This is a genomic window from Terriglobia bacterium, from assembly GCA_020072645.1.
GTDB lineage: Bacteria > Acidobacteriota > Terriglobia > Terriglobales > Acidobacteriaceae > Angelobacter.
Map to the genome: position 1 here is coordinate 433240 of JAIQGK010000003.1, position 15466 is coordinate 448705.

A 15466-nucleotide genomic window follows, 5' to 3' on the forward strand; every position below is an offset into this window, starting at 1 on the left:
CCAAAATGGGACCAGAAAAGTCGTTAAAATGGCCTGTTTAACCTTATTTTCGACGTTCGAGCAGATACTTTCTTGACCAAAATGGTGCGCGAATTTTCCTCTGGCGCGCTGGTGCTGCGGTACATGCAGAAACAGTGGTGGGTGGCCGTGATTGAGCCCGGCCGCGAAGGTGAGCCCGAAGACCGTAAAAACGTTGTCGCCCTGCCCAAAGGCAACGTGGACGCCGGAGAAAAGCCCGCTGAGACCGCGTTGCGTGAAGTCCATGAAGAAACCGGCCTCAAGGCCACGCTCATCGCCAAACTGGGCGACATCAAGTATGTCTATGTGCGCAAATGGGAGGGCAATCAAAAGGCGTTCAAGATCGTATCCTTCTTTCTTACCAAGTATCAGTCCGGCCAGATTGATAACGTTACGGAAGCGATGCGGCATGAAGTCCGCCGCGCCTACTGGCTGCCGCTTTCAGAAGCTCCCGGCAAACTCAGCTATAGTGGCGAACGCCAGATGGCGGAAAAAGCCCTTGCGTACATTGAAGCTCATCCGGACGAACTGGCATAGCTCTATGTCTTGTCGCCCAGCACCCTTGCCGCCAAAGATTGGTGGAGCAAGCGCTCCTGTCCGAAAAAACTTTATGGAGCGCAGGTGCCCTCGCCTGCGGTAGATCTCATTTGTGGACAACGTACCAGCGGTTTTCCTTTGTGATTCTTCGTGTCCTTTGTGGTAAAAAGTACTGGGTTCGCGCTGGAGATCAAAAGAAATGCCCGAAGGCTACTACGTCCCGTTCTCGGCTATCGTTGACGCTCCGTACTGGCACTACAAATTTGGCCAGGGACCCAAAGCGAATAATTCTGCGGGAACCATTCCCAAGGGTGGCCTCATCCACGTGCAAGGCCCGGCGGGTGCCTGGGGCGGTACGCACCAGAGCGCATACCTGATGGGCGTGGGAAGGATCATTGTGAAGATCGGCGATTTCCAGCCAGCGCCGGCGCTGACGACGAATTCCTGACGATGCATTCTTATTGCTCTATTTCTTTCGAGGGAAACGCCTATGGTGCGATCAGCTGTAGTCATCGTTGCCCTGGGGTTCATTTTCGGAATCCGACTGCTTGATGCTCAAGTGCCTCGGCTTCCAAGATTGACACAGGAAGAGCTAGCGAGTCATCTCAGGAAGTATGTCCCGCCCATTTACCCAGCAACCGCAAAGTCGGCTAAAGTGCAGGGGGATGTTGTCATCAACGTTGAGATTAGTCCAGACGGTATGGTGAGGTCGACACGGGTTCTCAGCGGACCTACCATGTTGAGGGATGCTGCGGCATCTGCTCTAAAGCAATGGCGATATTCTCCATTTCACAGCGGCGAAGGAACTACTGCAGTGATCGGAAATGTTCTGGTGAGCTTCACTTTGCGCGAAAAACCAGAGGTACACACTCCGCACGAGTCCTCGGCAAACGGCAGTTACTCAGTCTCTATAAGATTTCCGCCCAACGATCATCAAGGAGAGTCCGATGCAGAAGTTGCGAAGCGGTTCGATATCCCATGGGAAACATGCACACGTGGCGTGATCGCGGATGCAACAGACGAGGGAACGGCGAATGCCTGCAAGGAGGCTGCGGCCATTGCGGACGAGTTCCCCCCAGATCGGCGCTTCACAGAACGAAGGCGCGCCTATGTCTATGCGGCTACGGTTTATGCCAATCTCCGTGATCTCAATACCGCGCTTCATTACGCGGACAAGGCTGTAGAAGTTGTGAAGCTCGGAAACGGAGACGTCGCCGGCGTTGAGGCAGCGTATTCAATTCGCGGAGAAATCCGGGCTCTTTCTGGTGATATGGAAGGCGCTGATAAAGACCTATCTATCGCAGAGGATATTAGCCGCAAAGGCCAGCTCTTCGGTGCGCTCAAACGCGACCTACAGTTCCACGCAGAGTTGCTGACGCGTATGAATCGATCCCAGGAAGCCCAGGCCAAGCTTGCCGAGGCCGCCATGCTGTAAACCGTGAATGGCCAAGGGTCGTCCTGAGCGCCTGTGGCTCAGTGGCTTTTTACTTCATGCCCAGAGAATGCCAATTCCATGTGCGTTGGGGCGCCGTCCATCACGCTGTCCAGTACCAGGCTGACTGGTAATTGCAGCCCGCTAATAGGCTGGTGATCAATCTTGATCGCCAGTTTTACCACGCCGGATCCTGAAGTAGGCTTGTAATCCGCGTCATATCCGGTCAGGACAAACCCTTTAGCTGTGTGCACAAATTGCGGCCGCACTGAGCTGCTAAATTCCGCCGAATTTACCTTGATATCCGTGATGATCAGGTTTTTTCCCATCATGGTGACGACGTCCGAGGACCCGTCTTTATACGAAAGCTGGTACTGCGTGCCAAGATTTTCCAGCGTGTAGTTGACTTCAGGCGCGGGGAACGGAGAGTTCAACATAAACAAGGACCATGTGGTGAAAAAGCCGTTGATGGCCTGGTCCATGCCAGAATAGATATCTTCAAAGCCCTTGCGCTGCTGTTCATTCACCGGCTCGGTGTCCGCGTGGTGGCTCACCGTCACTTTGTCCGTGTGGTCCAGCAGCATGGAAAAGTGTATTCCGTTCAAAAGTTTCAGCCCGGCTTGCGCGCTGGCAGGATCGGACGCGAGCTGGTCTTTCAGCACCAGTTCCCAGTTCGGCTTCACGGTGGCGCGGAACTCATCCAATCCCGCCGCGCGCAGGCTGTAATATGCATGCCGCGCATCGTCCATCACCTTCTTGCTATCTGCTACAGGGGTCTGGGATTGGGCCATCGATACAAGACAGCAGGCCATCAGCAACGGCAGGCAAAGTCCGCGCCAGAAAGGTTTCATAAACACTCCAGAAGTTATTTTCTTGGGGGCAGCCCCTATTATGGCCCCTTTGTTGACCGAAAGCAGAAGGAAACTCAAACTGGCCAGGTTACTGAGGTTTGCGGATCTAAGAAGCGGATTCCAGGGTTCTTGCTTATTGATCCGCCGATTTCTTCTTTTTTGAGGGAAGGCGCTTTTGCGTGGGTACTAGTCGAAAGATTTCAGAAGGGGGAACGGCGAGCCCGTAGGAAAGCTGGAGAAGGCCATCAAAAGAAACGGTTTGCTCGGCGCGCTCGATTCTTCCTATCTGGTTGCGGTGAAAGTCACACATCTCCGCAAGCTTCTCCTGGGAGAGACGCCGTTCAATTCTTAATCTTCGGACTTGTTTGCCTAACAAAATCAATGCGCTGCGCACGCCGTATAGTCTTTCGGCAAGCCGCACAAATCTACATCCTGACTAGATAGCACCTTGATTAGGTGTATAATTTGCCGCGAACGCTATGGCTGCAAATACACCAGAAATCAGCTACGTTGCCTGTTTTACCGAGGACGATGGCGTTTATTCCTGCGGACATCTTCATCCAAGTATCCGAGAGGCGATGAACTGCCTGGTTCCGGATGGCGGGAGCTTTATTCGCGCCCATGACGCGGGGACCTTCCGTTCTCTTTCGAATCGGGAGTTTATCGACTTCCTCGAATCGCTGGAGCAGATGCCCTGGAGCCGGCGAAATAAAGCTCACGGAGGCGCGCCCGCTGTTCCAGCTGCAGAGCGCGCCGAATAAAGGAGCCGCCAGGGCGGGACTGAAAATTCTTCCGCGCTTTATTTGGAGCGCCCAACCCCTTGCCTCTAGTTCGTAGCCATCTAAATGCAAATAAAAGGCAAAAGTACATTCCGAATCAATGCCGAAAATAAATCGAAAATTGATTTCGTCGTTAGGATTGATCTTTCGAGGTGGTCGGATGCTGCAGTGCTGTGTGCGGATTGCTTTATTTTCAATGATCTATAAGCTTTCACCCCTCAGGGCAGAATAATATAGTAGCGCAATCTTAGAAGCGAATCAATAGCGAATAAAATTTTAAAGGCGGATTGTTTCTTTGCATTTTGGAGCCGAGGAGGATTTAGGGTTGGGCGACCTGATGGTCCTGGCAAAGTACAGGTTTTATCGGCGCGATTCACCACGAGGAACAACGCAGGCATCCGTGACGCTGGGCCCTAAACTTCCCACTGGCCGTACCAACCTAACCGGTAGAACTGGGCTTCTGCTTCCGGCGGGATTACAGCCCGGGTCGGGATCTACTGACTTGTCTCTGGCCGCCAGTTGGATATACACGGGACTCTTCAACCTTCAGCGACTGGTGGCCGATGAAGACTTTCATTCTTTGCTTCGGTCAAAAGGCACCCAGGCGACGAGGCTGAGCAGCGATCTGGAATCACGCTTTTGGCTTTACGCGGGCGCAGGATATCTTCCGCCGATCTTTGCGGCAAGGTAGTGCTGATCGATTTCTGGGCCACATGGTGCCAGCCCTGCAAGAAAGAAATGCCGGGATATGAAAAATTGGCGGACCGGTATGGATCGCGAGGATTTGTTGTGACCGGATTCAAGCTGGATACCATGGCTGACACGGAAGAGCCGCGCTTTTGCCCGGCGCATCGCATACATCACCCGCTGGCCGTCGCAACCGATGAGATCAAAAATAAATTCGGAGGCATTGAAGGCCTGCCAACAACCCTTCTCTACGATCGGCAAGGCATTCTGCGGCAAAAGATCATTGGATTTGAATATACGGATGTCATTGAGAAGGGCTTGAAGAAACTGCTTTGAGGATCCGAAAAACCTTTTGATTCCTCCGCGTTATCTCAGGACAACCTGGATGTGGTCTGCCCGTTCAGCTATTCGAGCACGGTGCTGCCACAAAGGAGGATCTGCGAGCAAAGGTCGCGAGGGCTGCCGCGTACTGATTCGGAGCATCATAGAACAAGAAATGGTTTGCATTCGGTATTTCGATGACAGTGCAGTCGGATTCCCGGAGTCGCTGCAGGTAAGAGAGGTGGCGGTTCTCTGAACCGTACAAGAAATAGGTTGGAATCGGGAGACCCAAAAAGCGCTGCAGCAGGTTACCGTGATCTGAGTATTCCACGGTCTGAAATGCGTAATCATAGTAGGCGCGCGGGTTGGCTTTCGCCAGTACCTTTAAATGTTGCTCAAATCCCCGGCCTCTTCTGGCGGACACGGCCTTCTTGATTTGTGGGAATATTACTTTTTCGAAATGCTGGTAAGGATGAGGGATTACATTCCGGCTGAACATGCAGTCTTCAGGAGCAAGATTGCCCTCCACATTTACAAATCCAGTTATTCTGTTCGAGTTCCGTTCCGCGTATAGAAGTGCCACCAGCCCGCCAAGGCTGCCGCCCACAAGCAGAAACGGACCCAGCCCCAGCTTGTCCACAAAATTCTCAATGAGACTCACAATTCCATCAATATTCAATGGGTGGTCATGATCATAAGGTGAGTCACCACAGCCGGGGTGGTCGGCAGAGATCAGGCGAAACGACTGAAGCTCCGGAGCGGCAGCCATTTCCAGGAAATCATCCTTTGAGCAGCCTAGTCCATGAATATAGAGGATCGTTGGCCCCGGGCCCGGTCGGTCAAAGTAACGTAGTAGGTAAGGTCGTCCCGCGGTACTGACCGTCATCTCCGAGAATTGTGGCAGTTCTCCTGGCATATGCAGCACCCTTAAAATGATTGCTCTGCTTTAACGACGTTACATTCAGTTTGTCAGAATCCCCTGATTATCCGATGTACCGCAACACTGCCGCACTCACAACATGCGACGACCACGCAGTAAGCATCACGTGATCGTTTGGAGCCAACGGATGTTTGGTGGAGTAATTTTTCAGGCTGATCAAGTTATCGCAGGAATGCAAGTGTCCGTATTCGGCTACGTCGTCCTCGTAAACTTTGTCGAGAGGCATCCCGGCAGCCTGTGCCATGAAATTCAGGTGCCCCAGGCTGGCATTCGTTCCAAAAAATGCACGTATGGTTTTGGCTTGCACTCCTGATTTCGCGTAGACCTTTCGGCTAAGCTCCCTGAGATCAAGAAGGCCGCCCTGAGTTTGCGCAATATTGCCGGCGCGTCCCATACTGCCTAAAAAGGTATTGATCATGCTCTCAATCGCACAAATTTCAAACTCACCACCGTTCGCGGAAACAATGCAGGATGCAGCTCCGTCACTGAAGATTGTATTGGCCTGAGGCCCAAGCCTATTGGCTTTCTTTTTTCCGAAAATGATTACCAGTGCCTTCTTCGCCGGATCATTGATCAAGTCACACGCAATTTGAAGCGCTTCGCCACAGGCACTGCAGGCCTGTAATGTCAAACCGATAATGCGGGTCTTCGCAAATCCGGCGGCGTGAAGAGCGGCAAAAAGCGCGGTCTCATCATCATCTGCAACCAGGCCATCGGAATTCGAGCTGGTGAATACAACTGCATGGATATGGGCTGGCGTAAGATTTGCCGCCTTGAGTGTTTGCTGTGCACTGGCCAGACACATCTCGGGAATCGTCCTGCTGTCTTCGCAAAAATTCCTTAGCCCGCGTGATTTGAGCGTATTTAGCAGCTCAGCACTTACATTCTCTGCTCTAGCCAACTCATCGATAGGCTTGATGTTGCCCACACTGTAGGCCAAACCAGACAAAAAACAATTAGCGCCATTCATGAATGTTTCACCCAAAGATCAGAAGTCAACCAACTTTGATAGATACTACTCTAATTTATTCGTCACCACATCATTCGGGTTAAGCCGTAATCTTTATCGACTCTATAATATTGTTTTCCCTTTTCGGGCAAACATGCGTGCTTGTGTCATATTGGATATAGTGTTAGTAAGATTGTTAAATCCAGATAAGTAAAAAAGTTTTTGCACTAACCTAATCTTGCAGATCGGTCCATCGGCTCTGCAGAATGATCGCGACTACAAGGTGACTGCTGTGCTCTACGGATACTTTGCCCTGAGCGGCGACCAGGGAGAATCTGCAATTTGTTGCCTTGATGGCTTTATTGCCGAGGCTGACGATTGGAATGAATTTGATCATGCCTGGAACTCATCGCTTCCGGACCCGGTTGTTGGTTTCGATGCTACAACGTGTTTCGACGGCTCAGGTGCTTTTCAGTCCTGGGATATTCGCCGGCGCTATGCCGTGGTTGCAGGCTTCTCTGAAGTTTTGGCACGTTCTGCGCTAGTTCCCGTGGGAACCTTCGTGGTGCGAAAACATTTCTCGAGCTTATCTTCTGCGGATCGCGCAATTTTGTCCGCGGAAGGCATTGAGAGCCCGCTCGATCTCATCTTTTACGATTGGACCGAGCGAATTATATTTCGAGTTCATGAGCAAAGCGAGAAAATCAGCCTGGTTTTGTGCCATGACTCACAAGCAGAGCAATATCGCAAGCTCTTCAACAAACATTTGAGCCGTTATCTGCTGGGGCCTCATCTTACCGGGAATCTGGGCTTTGCCAGACTCTGCGACTATAACCATCTTCAGGCCGCGAAACTGCTGAGCGAAACGGCTCTTCTGATAGAGACCCGAAAGCGCTTTCTGCGGCCGGCTGAAACTCCGTTTCCGATTCCTAAGTTCTTGCAGCAAATAGCCGACCAGGTACTTCAACAAGGCAGGTTTGATGCTGCAGAATTGCATAAGCTCACGGAAAGGCTCAAAGGCCTGGCTAAAACCAATCCATATCGAAAACGCGACCCCCGCAGCTGAACTAACTCTCCTCGGATCCAGTTTCTTTGTCCGGAATCACGGGCGGCTTCGTCAGATCAACATCGACTACTGTGCTGTTTTCCAGCGTGCTTCGAGCGATCAGCCAGGCCCGTGGGTGGGCACGATAATCGTTTTCCCACAGCTTCGAGCGGTTCAGCGCCTTGCCACAATGAATAAAGGCCCAGGTGACGGTTACAACGATTACGGTATTTGGTTGTTGCCCCTGCGCTTCTGCCGCAGCCAGATATTCAGGCTCGCGGCTCAGGCGTGCCGTTCCCTTGATTCTGAGTGTTTCATGCACTCCTGGAATCATGAAAAAGAGTCCGATTTCATTATTGACCAGCAGATTGGTCATCGAGTCCAGACGATTATTACCGCGGCGGTCGGGAATAACGAGTGTATGGTCATCGAGCACGCGTACAAATCCCGGTGCATCGCCTCTCGGACTTATGTCGACGCCGTTGCCTGGCTGAGTGGTGCCGATAATCAAGATGGGGGAATGTGCAATAAACAAACGGCAGCTTCTGTCGAGCTGGTCTAGAACAGGCAAAAAGCGAGGTGAAGCATAACGCGACCTTAGCGTTTCTTCGTCCTCTATTGCAATGCATGATGCAAGATCGTCAACTTCACTCATACTTCCTCCACTGTATGGACATAATCATAATCCTGAAATACCGTCAGTGACGACAAAACATTCTTGTTCGGTAAAAAGTTTTATTATGCGATGACTAGCATCAGAAATTATTTTGCGCTGATTACTATAGAGCAAACTAGTTAAGAGCCTACCAATTCCATCCGATGCTTTCTATATATCCATAAAAGTCATGCAGCGTATTCCCATAATGGAACAAATCTATCAATAAACATATTTTATAACTTAGGGTAAGCTGAACCATCGAGGGTGCAGACAATACGAAGTCCGCTTTAAATCGTGCTGGGCGCTGATTTCGCTGATCGGAAGCTATTTGTCTTTTTCAGAAATGATTTCTGGCGTCTCAGTGCATGCCAGTAAATACTATGCTGCAACTAATCCGCAACTCTGTTCCATATTGAAACGGAAAATGAGAAATATTTTGTGATTGCATTGACTATGCCGCATCCGTCCCTATACTAGAAAAAGTGTTTCTACCAACCGCCTCTTGGTTGGAGTTTCATCCAAAACATTCGGTTGAGCGCATCTCCTGGGCTCATGTTCACCGACGTTGGAGAAGATGCAATGGCGAATTTCGATTGCCTGCTAGTTGGACACAACGAGCTGGAGTTTCAGCAATACTTCAACATTCTTGAAAACATGGCTTCTTCGGGCGGACGCGATCATGTGGCCTTTACTGACATGCAGCTCAATTGCGTTCGCTATAAGGGCAAGCCCTACCAGGCAATGGACATCCTCACCGAATTCTATAATGAGGGGCTCGACCGCAAGGACCATAAAGATTTTTACAACGGCGATTGCCTGTGGACTGGGATTACCTATCTGGGTAGCTACCTCGCGAAGCGAGGATACACATTCGATTACATCAATTTGTTTCATTGGGAAAAACAGCAGCTCAAGGAAAAGCTGAAGGCTAATAACTATGCTCTGATTGTCCTTACCGGCACAATGTACGTCTTTGAGCAGAACATTTGGGAAATTATTACCTTCATTCGTAAAGTAAAGCCGGATGCAAAAATCATTGCCGGCGGCCCGTACATCTCAAAAGAAGCCGAAGAACGGGAGCCAGAATATGTCAAGCCTCTTTTCCGTTATTTGAATGCTGATTTCTACTGCTACAGCCGCGAGGGTGAACAGACACTGGTCAAACTGATCGACGCCCTAAAAAACAACATCGACGTGAGCACTGTCCATAATATTGCTTATAAAAAAGGCAAAGACTATCTTGTCACTCCCCGCCTGCGGGAGACGAATCCGCTGGCGGACAACATGATTGATTATCCGCTGTTTGCCGAAGGGTTCGCAAAATCCGGTTGGGCCAACGTGCGGATTTCTGATGGCTGTCCGTATGCATGTGGTTTTTGTTCCTTCCCTGAGCATGGCAATGAGCGCTATGTAATCATGAACCTTGAGCGTATCGAGCGGGAGTTCGATTCCATCAAAGCTGCTGGCACAATCACTCATATTTTCTTCATTGATGCCACCATGAACGTTCCTCCCAACCAGTTCAAGGCCATGCTGCGCATGATGATCAGGAAGAACTATAGCTTCACATGGCACTGCTTCTTCCGCTGCGACCAGACGGATGAAGAGACCATCCAGTTAATGAAGGAAGCGGGCTGTATGGGAGTTTTTCTGGGCCTCGAATCTGCCAATGAGACGGTACTTAAGAACATGGACAAGACCGCTCACAAAGCGGACTTCCGCAGGACGATGCCCTGGTTCAAGAAATATGGGCTGCGCCAGATGATCTCCGTGCAAGTAGGCTTTCCTGGAGAAACATATGAGAGCCTGCAGGAATCGTTCGACTTTATTGAGGAAATCAAGCCCGATTACACACGAATCCAGATCTGGTTCTGTGATGCCACCACTCCTGTGTGGCGCAAGCGAGACAAATTTGCGCTGAAAGGCAAAGCGTATGGCTGGTCACATTACACCATGAATGCCGAAACAGCCGTTGAGTTGGTCGTTCGATCGTTTATGGCTTTGGAGCATGTCTCCTGGGTGCCTGATCCCGGATATAACTGGGTTTCTTTTTACCTCAATGAGACGCGAGGCATGTCCATTGAACAGCAGAAGACCTTCATTAAATTCTTTGTCGCAGCAGCCAAGGAGAAGCTCCTGAAGCCAAACCTTAAGCAAATCTCCCCAGCGTTGCTGGAAAACTTTAAATTAAGTGCCCAGTTTGATCGCCCTGGAAAACCGGACCTGAGCGTACTTGAACCCTATTCCGGAGCAAGGTATGTTTCTGCCGAAAAGTTCTGGCTTGATGAGTTCAGGCAGGCACGCCGGCCCGCAGCGGCCCCTAAATTGGGAAGTGGAGCATCCACTTCAGTTGCCCGATTTGTGAACAAGCAATTACTGAATCAGCTCAGCTCGTCGTACAAGGTGGATTTTGCGGAACTGATTTTCGCCTGCTACGGCGCTTTGTTGGCCAGAACCTTGGGCCAGGACGAGGCTGTGGTGGTTGCTTCGCTGGATGACAAAGAGCCGTTCCCGGTTCTCTTCCACTCTTCTGACCAATCAACCTTCGCTGAATTTGCCCATGCCTCGAGTGAAAAGCTGCAGCAGGCGCGTATTCATCGTCTGTTTGCCTTCTTCATTCTGACGAATCCATTGCGCCTGAAGGAGTTCGGAAGCACATGCCCGTCATTTACCGCGGGCTGTGTCGTGTCGGATTCGCCAGAAGTCACTATGAGTGGGCGGCTGGAGCACTATTCAGCAGTCAATAAACAGATAGATCTGCTGCTCAAGCTCACCACCGGAAGCGATGGTACGTCATTTGAAGTTTCCTGCCCGACGGGCCGTTACTCTCAAGCTCAAGTAGAGAAGATCGCCGAAGACCTTATGTCTGCCATGGAGGTCCTGAGCACCAATATGGACCTTAAGCTCAATAGTTTTGCCTGGGACTACACACTCGCAGAGAGGAAAGCTGCGGCAGCAGCCTCTCATCAGGTCCTCGATGTTCCCGCTGCCGTACAACAGGAAAGCTGAGAAGCGCTTGATTGGAGAGATGCCAGATGCAACCTTCGAGCTCTGAACTACAGGTGCTGACCATCGACTCTCAGCACCAGATGATGACGGAATGGAACAACACGCACGCTGATTATCCCAGTGACAAGTGCATGCACGAGCTGTTTGAGCAGCGCGTCTCCGAGACACCCAGCGCGGTCGTCGTGGTTTGCGGGTCCCGGCAATTGACGTATCAGGAATTGAACCAGAAAGCGAATCAGTTGGCGAACTACTTGCGGAAACTGGGAGCGGGCCCAGACGTTCTTGTGGGTATTTGCATGCATCGTTCGCTGGAAATGATCGTCGGAATTCTGGGTACACTCAAGGCCGGCGCTGCCTATGTTCCCCTTGATCCCGGCTATCCGCAGAAGCGTCTGGCATCGATGATGGAAGACGTTGATTTGCGAGTGTTGCTCACCACCCGTGATATGGCAGCTGTCTTGCCGGAGACCAAGCTGAAGCAGGTATGTCTGGACAGTGAGTGGCCGCAGATTGCCGGGGAGAGCGGCGACAATCTGCCAGCGACGACATCTGTAAGAAATCTGTGCTATGTCATCTTCACCTCCGGATCAACCGGGAAGGCAAAGGCTGCGGCCGTCTTCCATGGCGGCTGGACCAATCTGATGCACTGGTTTGTCACCGAGTTTAATATCGCGCCGGTCGACAAGGTGCTGGTGATCAGCTCTTTCAGCTTTGACATAACTCAAAGAAGCATTGTTATGCCCCTGATTACGGGAGCACAACTACACCTGCTGGCCTCACCTCACTACGATCCTGCATTGATTCTGCAGACGATAGCGGAGCAAGGCATCACCCGCATGAACTGCGCTCCCAGCACTTTCTATCCCCTGGTTGAGAATTCAAGCAAGGCTTTTTCCAAGCTGAGTTCCTTGCAGACATTATTTTTGGGCGGCGAAGCCATTTCCGCCTCGCGGATCCGCGAATGGGCTCAGTCTCGCGAGTGCAATGCGAAGATAGCCAACGTGTATGGCGCCGCGGAGTGCAGTGATGTCTCCACTTTCTATGTGTTGAAGAACTATGACAAGTATGTAGAGAGCTCCGTTCCTATCGGAAAGCCCATCTTCAACACACAGGTCTACCTGCTGGATGATTCGCTGAATCCTGTGCCTTCTGGACAAGCCGGAGAGATCTGCATTGCCGGCGATGGTGTTGGCTCCGGCTACATCAATGATCGCGCGTTGACAGAACAAAAATTTGTCGCCAATCCCTTCAACACCGGATCATCCCCCCGACTTTACCGCACCGGAGACCTCGGAAAGTTTTCGTCCGATGAGAACCTGGAATTTATTGGCCGGGTTGATCACCAGGTGAAATTGCGGGGATTCCGTATCGACTTGGGCGATATCGAATCCAATCTGCGCCAGCACAAAGAAGTAAAAGAAGCTGTGGTATTAAGCAAGACATTCAGCGAGCAGGACCAACGTTTGGTTGCATTCGTGGTGCCGCGGCATCGCGGCGGCTCGCGTGACCAGACCGGAAGCCAATTGAGGTCTTTCTTGAAGGAACGGCTGCCTGAGTACATGGTGCCAAATGATGTAGTTATTCTCGAGGAAATGCCGCTAAGCCCCAATGGCAAGACCGACCGCAACGTCTTGTTGAGTATGGATATTCTCGCCATGGGCACGAAGGCGGGACCAGAAGAGCCCCAGACTCCTGCGGAGCACGACCTTGCAGCCATTTTCGCCAAAGTATTGAAACTCGAACGGGTCGGAATCATTGATAACTTCTTCGACCTGGGCGGACATTCATATCTGGTTACTGAAACCCTGGGCTGCATTGCGGATCACTTTCATGTGAATCTGTCGATATTTGACTTCCTTGCCAACCCCAGAGTTACGGATCTTTTGAAGCGCATAGAAGAAGTGCAACAGGAAGACGCAGTTTTGGAGCATTAACCCGAGTTAACACGTTCTGAAGCCCGCTGAATCACGTTGGTCGATTGAACTTCAGCGACATCTGTAAGTCCATACAGAAAGGAAAGAACGATGGCCTTGCTCGCAGCGAACACCGAACATCATCGGCACATACATGAATCGTTACTCGCTGTCGTCAAGAGCAAGGGGCGTGTGCTGGTGGGTGATTTCGCCGTCGAGGCTGGACCCGGAGATACGGTGTTTGTCCCGCGATGGTCGATGCATCAGACCCAGAATGCAACGGATGAACCCATGGAACTTCTGGCGGTTACGGATTATGGCCTCACGAGGCAAGCGTATCTCGGCGATCATCTCCGTACCGCGAGGATGAATTCCAGAACGCGACGTTGATTCGAAGTAGACGTCAAAAAAAGGTTTGTGAGACAGACTTGAATCCAATGTGACTTTCCGGTTCAGTCTTCAGGATGTGGATGGTTATGCTACGTATAAGCCAGGCGATAAGTCATTTCCCAAAGCGACTGGGCCACAACTGGTTGGATTTTGCCTCATGGCAGCGGCTGCGCGAACGATTGAGATCGAAAGAGAAACGCAGCTGCGAGCAGTTGGTCGATTTTGGCAAGCTGCTCCATCAGCAGACATTTGTGTCCGCCACCGACGGTAATTTGTCGCTTCGTCTTGATGACCGTCGGATTCTCGCCACGCCAACCGCGATCGGAAAAGCGATGATGCGCGTCGGCGATATGGTCATCGTGGATGGAGACGGGGTCAAACTCAAGGGGAGTCGGGATGTTTCCAGCGAGATTGAGATGCATCTGACAATTTACAAACTACGTCCGGATGTTCAAGCCGTGGTGCACGCGCATCCTTGTACGGCGACCGCATTTGCCTGTGCGGGTATTGCATTGGATGAGCCCTTGTGCTCAGAACTTGTCATGACCCTGGGCGCCGTGCCGCTGGCGCCTTATGGCACCACCGGCACCTCTGAACTGAGTGAATCGCTGCTGCCCTACATCCCATATAACAATGCAATATTGATGGCAAATCATGGAGTGGTCGCATATGGCAAGAGCCTGTGCGAGGCGTATTACAGGATGGAAGCGGTAGAGCATTTTGCGCGGATTATGTTAGGGACGCGGCAGATAGGCAAGCAGACTTTGTTGGATGAAGTCAAAATTCAGAAGCTACTGCAAGCCAAGAACCGCTATAGCGTGTCCGCCTTCGGATCAGGCAAGCAGGATCGTAGACGTTCTGTTGCTGGAAATTGATCCTGGATTGCAAGACAACAGAGAAAGACAACAGAAGCACTGTTTCTTTATGAGACAGCTGCACTTAAAAAACGGCGAAAAGGGTGCACTGCAAGTGCTTCAAGTGCGGTAGCTCTGCCTTCCTCAGGATGCCCTTCGAAACAATGAAAGCTAATCGCGCGGTAGATTCAGTTTGTGAGTAAAAAATGAACCTTGGCTTATCGTGGTATGCAATTCGCACAAAACCTCGCCAGGAGGAACGGGCGGTAGAGAATCTGACCTCCTGGGGAATAACAACGCTGGCGCCCCGGATCAAGAAAACCAGCGCCTGTCGCGATTCACACTTGTTCCCCGGATATATATTCGCGCGCTTTGAAGGCCCCAAGATGCTGCACAATATCCACTTTACCCGTGGAGTCGCTTATGTTGTCAGCTTCGGCGGAGTTCCGTCTGCGATTAGCGATGAATTAATTGCCGAAATTCATACCCGCATAGACGAGAACGGCTTTGTCATCCGCAATACGCCTGCCTTGAGTCCGGGTGACCACGTAGTCATAAGATCAGGCTTTTTGCGTAATTTTGTAGGAGTATTCGAACGGGATTTATCGGGAAGTGAACGCGTGCAGATACTTTTGCACACCGTGTCGTACAGCGCTCATGTGGAAATGTCCCGGTCAGAAGTGGCAAAACTTGCTAGTTAGCGGGTGTGCCGAGGTGCTTGAGCTTTGCGGCAACTTTGCCGAGTCCCAGACGCGCCATATGCTTTCAGCCGAAGAGGAATTGCGAACTCTCCTTTCGGTGTTCGACCGGTTGGAACTTCACCGCATTACCGCACCGGAGAATGCGTGAGCCCAAACGTTTTATTTAGATCGTTGCTTCCAAATTGAATTGATAGCCATGGCTATCCCTTCATCTCATCATTTGGCGATAACGAACCCAACGGGAAACGAAATGAACACCTCTGCGGTTGATTGGGATATCGCCTCCCATCAACCGGAACACAGCCTCAACGTGCTTTTGAAATCAGCGCGCTGTTAAGCGTGTTGAGGGGAACGTGTAACTTAACCATCCGCTCTTAAGACA

Annotated in this window: 16 protein-coding genes; 11 read left to right on the plus strand and 5 right to left on the minus strand. The window is 51.2% G+C overall.

Features of this window, described 5'->3' with window-relative positions; translation table 11 throughout:
• Positions 1-72: 72 nt before the first annotated feature.
• From LAO76_05480 to LAO76_05490, 3 genes are all read left to right on the plus strand, one after another.
• The gene (locus LAO76_05480) at positions 73-555 is read left to right on the plus strand and encodes an NUDIX domain-containing protein (protein ID MBZ5490365.1); all 483 of its coding nucleotides are present in this window, start codon (positions 73-75) and stop codon (positions 553-555) included.
• Positions 556-754: 199 nt separating this feature from the next.
• Complete coding sequence (locus tag LAO76_05485) at positions 755-1003, plus strand: hypothetical protein (protein MBZ5490366.1); 249 nt, start codon at positions 755-757, stop codon at positions 1001-1003.
• Between the two features lie 42 nt (positions 1004-1045).
• A complete protein-coding gene (locus LAO76_05490; protein ID MBZ5490367.1) occupies positions 1046-1990 on the plus strand; it encodes an energy transducer TonB in 945 nt (314 codons plus the stop codon).
• A gap of 38 nt (positions 1991-2028) precedes the next feature.
• Here the strand turns inward: LAO76_05490 and LAO76_05495 are convergent, their stop codons facing one another.
• Together LAO76_05495 and LAO76_05500 are read right to left on the minus strand one after the other, a co-directional pair.
• Positions 2029-2838, minus strand: a complete 810-nt coding sequence (locus LAO76_05495) for a hypothetical protein (protein ID MBZ5490368.1) — start codon at positions 2836-2838, stop codon at positions 2029-2031.
• Positions 2839-2971: 133 nt separating this feature from the next.
• Entirely contained in the window at positions 2972-3259 is a 288-nt protein-coding gene (locus tag LAO76_05500) for a helix-turn-helix domain-containing protein (GenBank protein ID MBZ5490369.1), read from the minus strand.
• 58 nt (positions 3260-3317) lie between these two features.
• On the opposite strand from LAO76_05500, the gene LAO76_05505 reads away from it, so the two are divergent.
• Positions 3318-3599, plus strand: a complete 282-nt coding sequence (locus LAO76_05505) for a hypothetical protein (protein ID MBZ5490370.1) — start codon at positions 3318-3320, stop codon at positions 3597-3599.
• 657 nt (positions 3600-4256) lie between these two features.
• Positions 4257-4640 (plus strand): TlpA family protein disulfide reductase, encoded by a 384-nt coding sequence (locus tag LAO76_05510; protein ID MBZ5490371.1) that lies wholly within the window; start codon positions 4257-4259, stop codon positions 4638-4640.
• A gap of 64 nt (positions 4641-4704) precedes the next feature.
• On the opposite strand, the gene LAO76_05515 is transcribed toward LAO76_05510, so the two are convergent.
• On the minus strand, positions 4705-5541 hold the full coding sequence (locus tag LAO76_05515; protein MBZ5490372.1) for an alpha/beta hydrolase: 837 nt from the start codon (positions 5539-5541) through the stop codon (positions 4705-4707).
• 67 nt (positions 5542-5608) lie between these two features.
• Complete coding sequence (locus LAO76_05520; GenBank protein ID MBZ5490373.1) at positions 5609-6535, minus strand: hypothetical protein; 927 nt, start codon at positions 6533-6535, stop codon at positions 5609-5611.
• Between the two features lie 217 nt (positions 6536-6752).
• Between LAO76_05520 and LAO76_05525 the strand changes: the two genes are divergently transcribed.
• Complete coding sequence (locus LAO76_05525; GenBank protein ID MBZ5490374.1) at positions 6753-7580, plus strand: hypothetical protein; 828 nt, start codon at positions 6753-6755, stop codon at positions 7578-7580.
• 1 nt (position 7581) lies between these two features.
• On the opposite strand, the gene LAO76_05530 is transcribed toward LAO76_05525, so the two are convergent.
• On the minus strand, positions 7582-8214 hold the full coding sequence (locus LAO76_05530) for a pyridoxamine 5'-phosphate oxidase family protein (protein ID MBZ5490375.1): 633 nt from the start codon (positions 8212-8214) through the stop codon (positions 7582-7584).
• 582 nt (positions 8215-8796) lie between these two features.
• Between LAO76_05530 and LAO76_05535 the strand changes: the two genes are divergently transcribed.
• The 5 genes from LAO76_05535 (at position 8797) to LAO76_05555 (ending at position 15084) form a co-directional block, all read left to right on the plus strand.
• A complete protein-coding gene (locus LAO76_05535; GenBank protein MBZ5490376.1) occupies positions 8797-11226 on the plus strand; it encodes a radical SAM protein in 2430 nt (809 codons plus the stop codon).
• Positions 11227-11252: 26 nt separating this feature from the next.
• Positions 11253-13160, plus strand: a complete 1908-nt coding sequence (locus tag LAO76_05540) for an amino acid adenylation domain-containing protein (GenBank protein ID MBZ5490377.1) — start codon at positions 11253-11255, stop codon at positions 13158-13160.
• A 96-nt stretch (positions 13161-13256) separates the two neighbouring features.
• On the plus strand, positions 13257-13529 hold the full coding sequence (locus LAO76_05545) for a cupin domain-containing protein (GenBank protein MBZ5490378.1): 273 nt from the start codon (positions 13257-13259) through the stop codon (positions 13527-13529).
• Positions 13530-13615: 86 nt separating this feature from the next.
• Complete coding sequence (locus LAO76_05550) at positions 13616-14404, plus strand: class II aldolase/adducin family protein (protein ID MBZ5490379.1); 789 nt, start codon at positions 13616-13618, stop codon at positions 14402-14404.
• Between the two features lie 185 nt (positions 14405-14589).
• Positions 14590-15084 carry a transcription/translation regulatory transformer protein RfaH gene (locus tag LAO76_05555; GenBank protein ID MBZ5490380.1) on the plus strand — a complete coding sequence of 165 codons (495 nt, stop codon included), beginning with the start codon at positions 14590-14592 and terminating at the stop codon, positions 15082-15084.
• The last annotated feature ends 382 nt before the right edge of the window (positions 15085-15466 follow it).

Bases quoted from the DNA above. Each gene is read 5' to 3' on its own strand.
- LAO76_05485 (MBZ5490366.1), top strand. From the start codon at position 755: ATGCCCGAAGGCTACTACGTCCCGTTCTCGGCTATCGTTGACGCTCCG.
- LAO76_05490 (MBZ5490367.1), top strand. From the start codon at position 1,046: ATGGTGCGATCAGCTGTAGTCATCGTTGCCCTGGGGTTCATTTTCGGA.
- LAO76_05495 (MBZ5490368.1), bottom strand. From the start codon at position 2,838: ATGAAACCTTTCTGGCGCGGACTTTGCCTGCCGTTGCTGATGGCCTGC.
- LAO76_05505 (MBZ5490370.1), top strand. From the start codon at position 3,318: ATGGCTGCAAATACACCAGAAATCAGCTACGTTGCCTGTTTTACCGAG.
- LAO76_05515 (MBZ5490372.1), bottom strand. From the start codon at position 5,541: ATGCCAGGAGAACTGCCACAATTCTCGGAGATGACGGTCAGTACCGCG.
- LAO76_05520 (MBZ5490373.1), bottom strand. From the start codon at position 6,535: ATGAATGGCGCTAATTGTTTTTTGTCTGGTTTGGCCTACAGTGTGGGC.
- LAO76_05530 (MBZ5490375.1), bottom strand. From the start codon at position 8,214: ATGAGTGAAGTTGACGATCTTGCATCATGCATTGCAATAGAGGACGAA.
- LAO76_05535 (MBZ5490376.1), top strand. From the start codon at position 8,797: ATGGCGAATTTCGATTGCCTGCTAGTTGGACACAACGAGCTGGAGTTT.
- LAO76_05540 (MBZ5490377.1), top strand. From the start codon at position 11,253: ATGCAACCTTCGAGCTCTGAACTACAGGTGCTGACCATCGACTCTCAG.
- LAO76_05550 (MBZ5490379.1), top strand. From the start codon at position 13,616: ATGCTACGTATAAGCCAGGCGATAAGTCATTTCCCAAAGCGACTGGGC.
- LAO76_05555 (MBZ5490380.1), top strand. From the start codon at position 14,590: ATGAACCTTGGCTTATCGTGGTATGCAATTCGCACAAAACCTCGCCAG.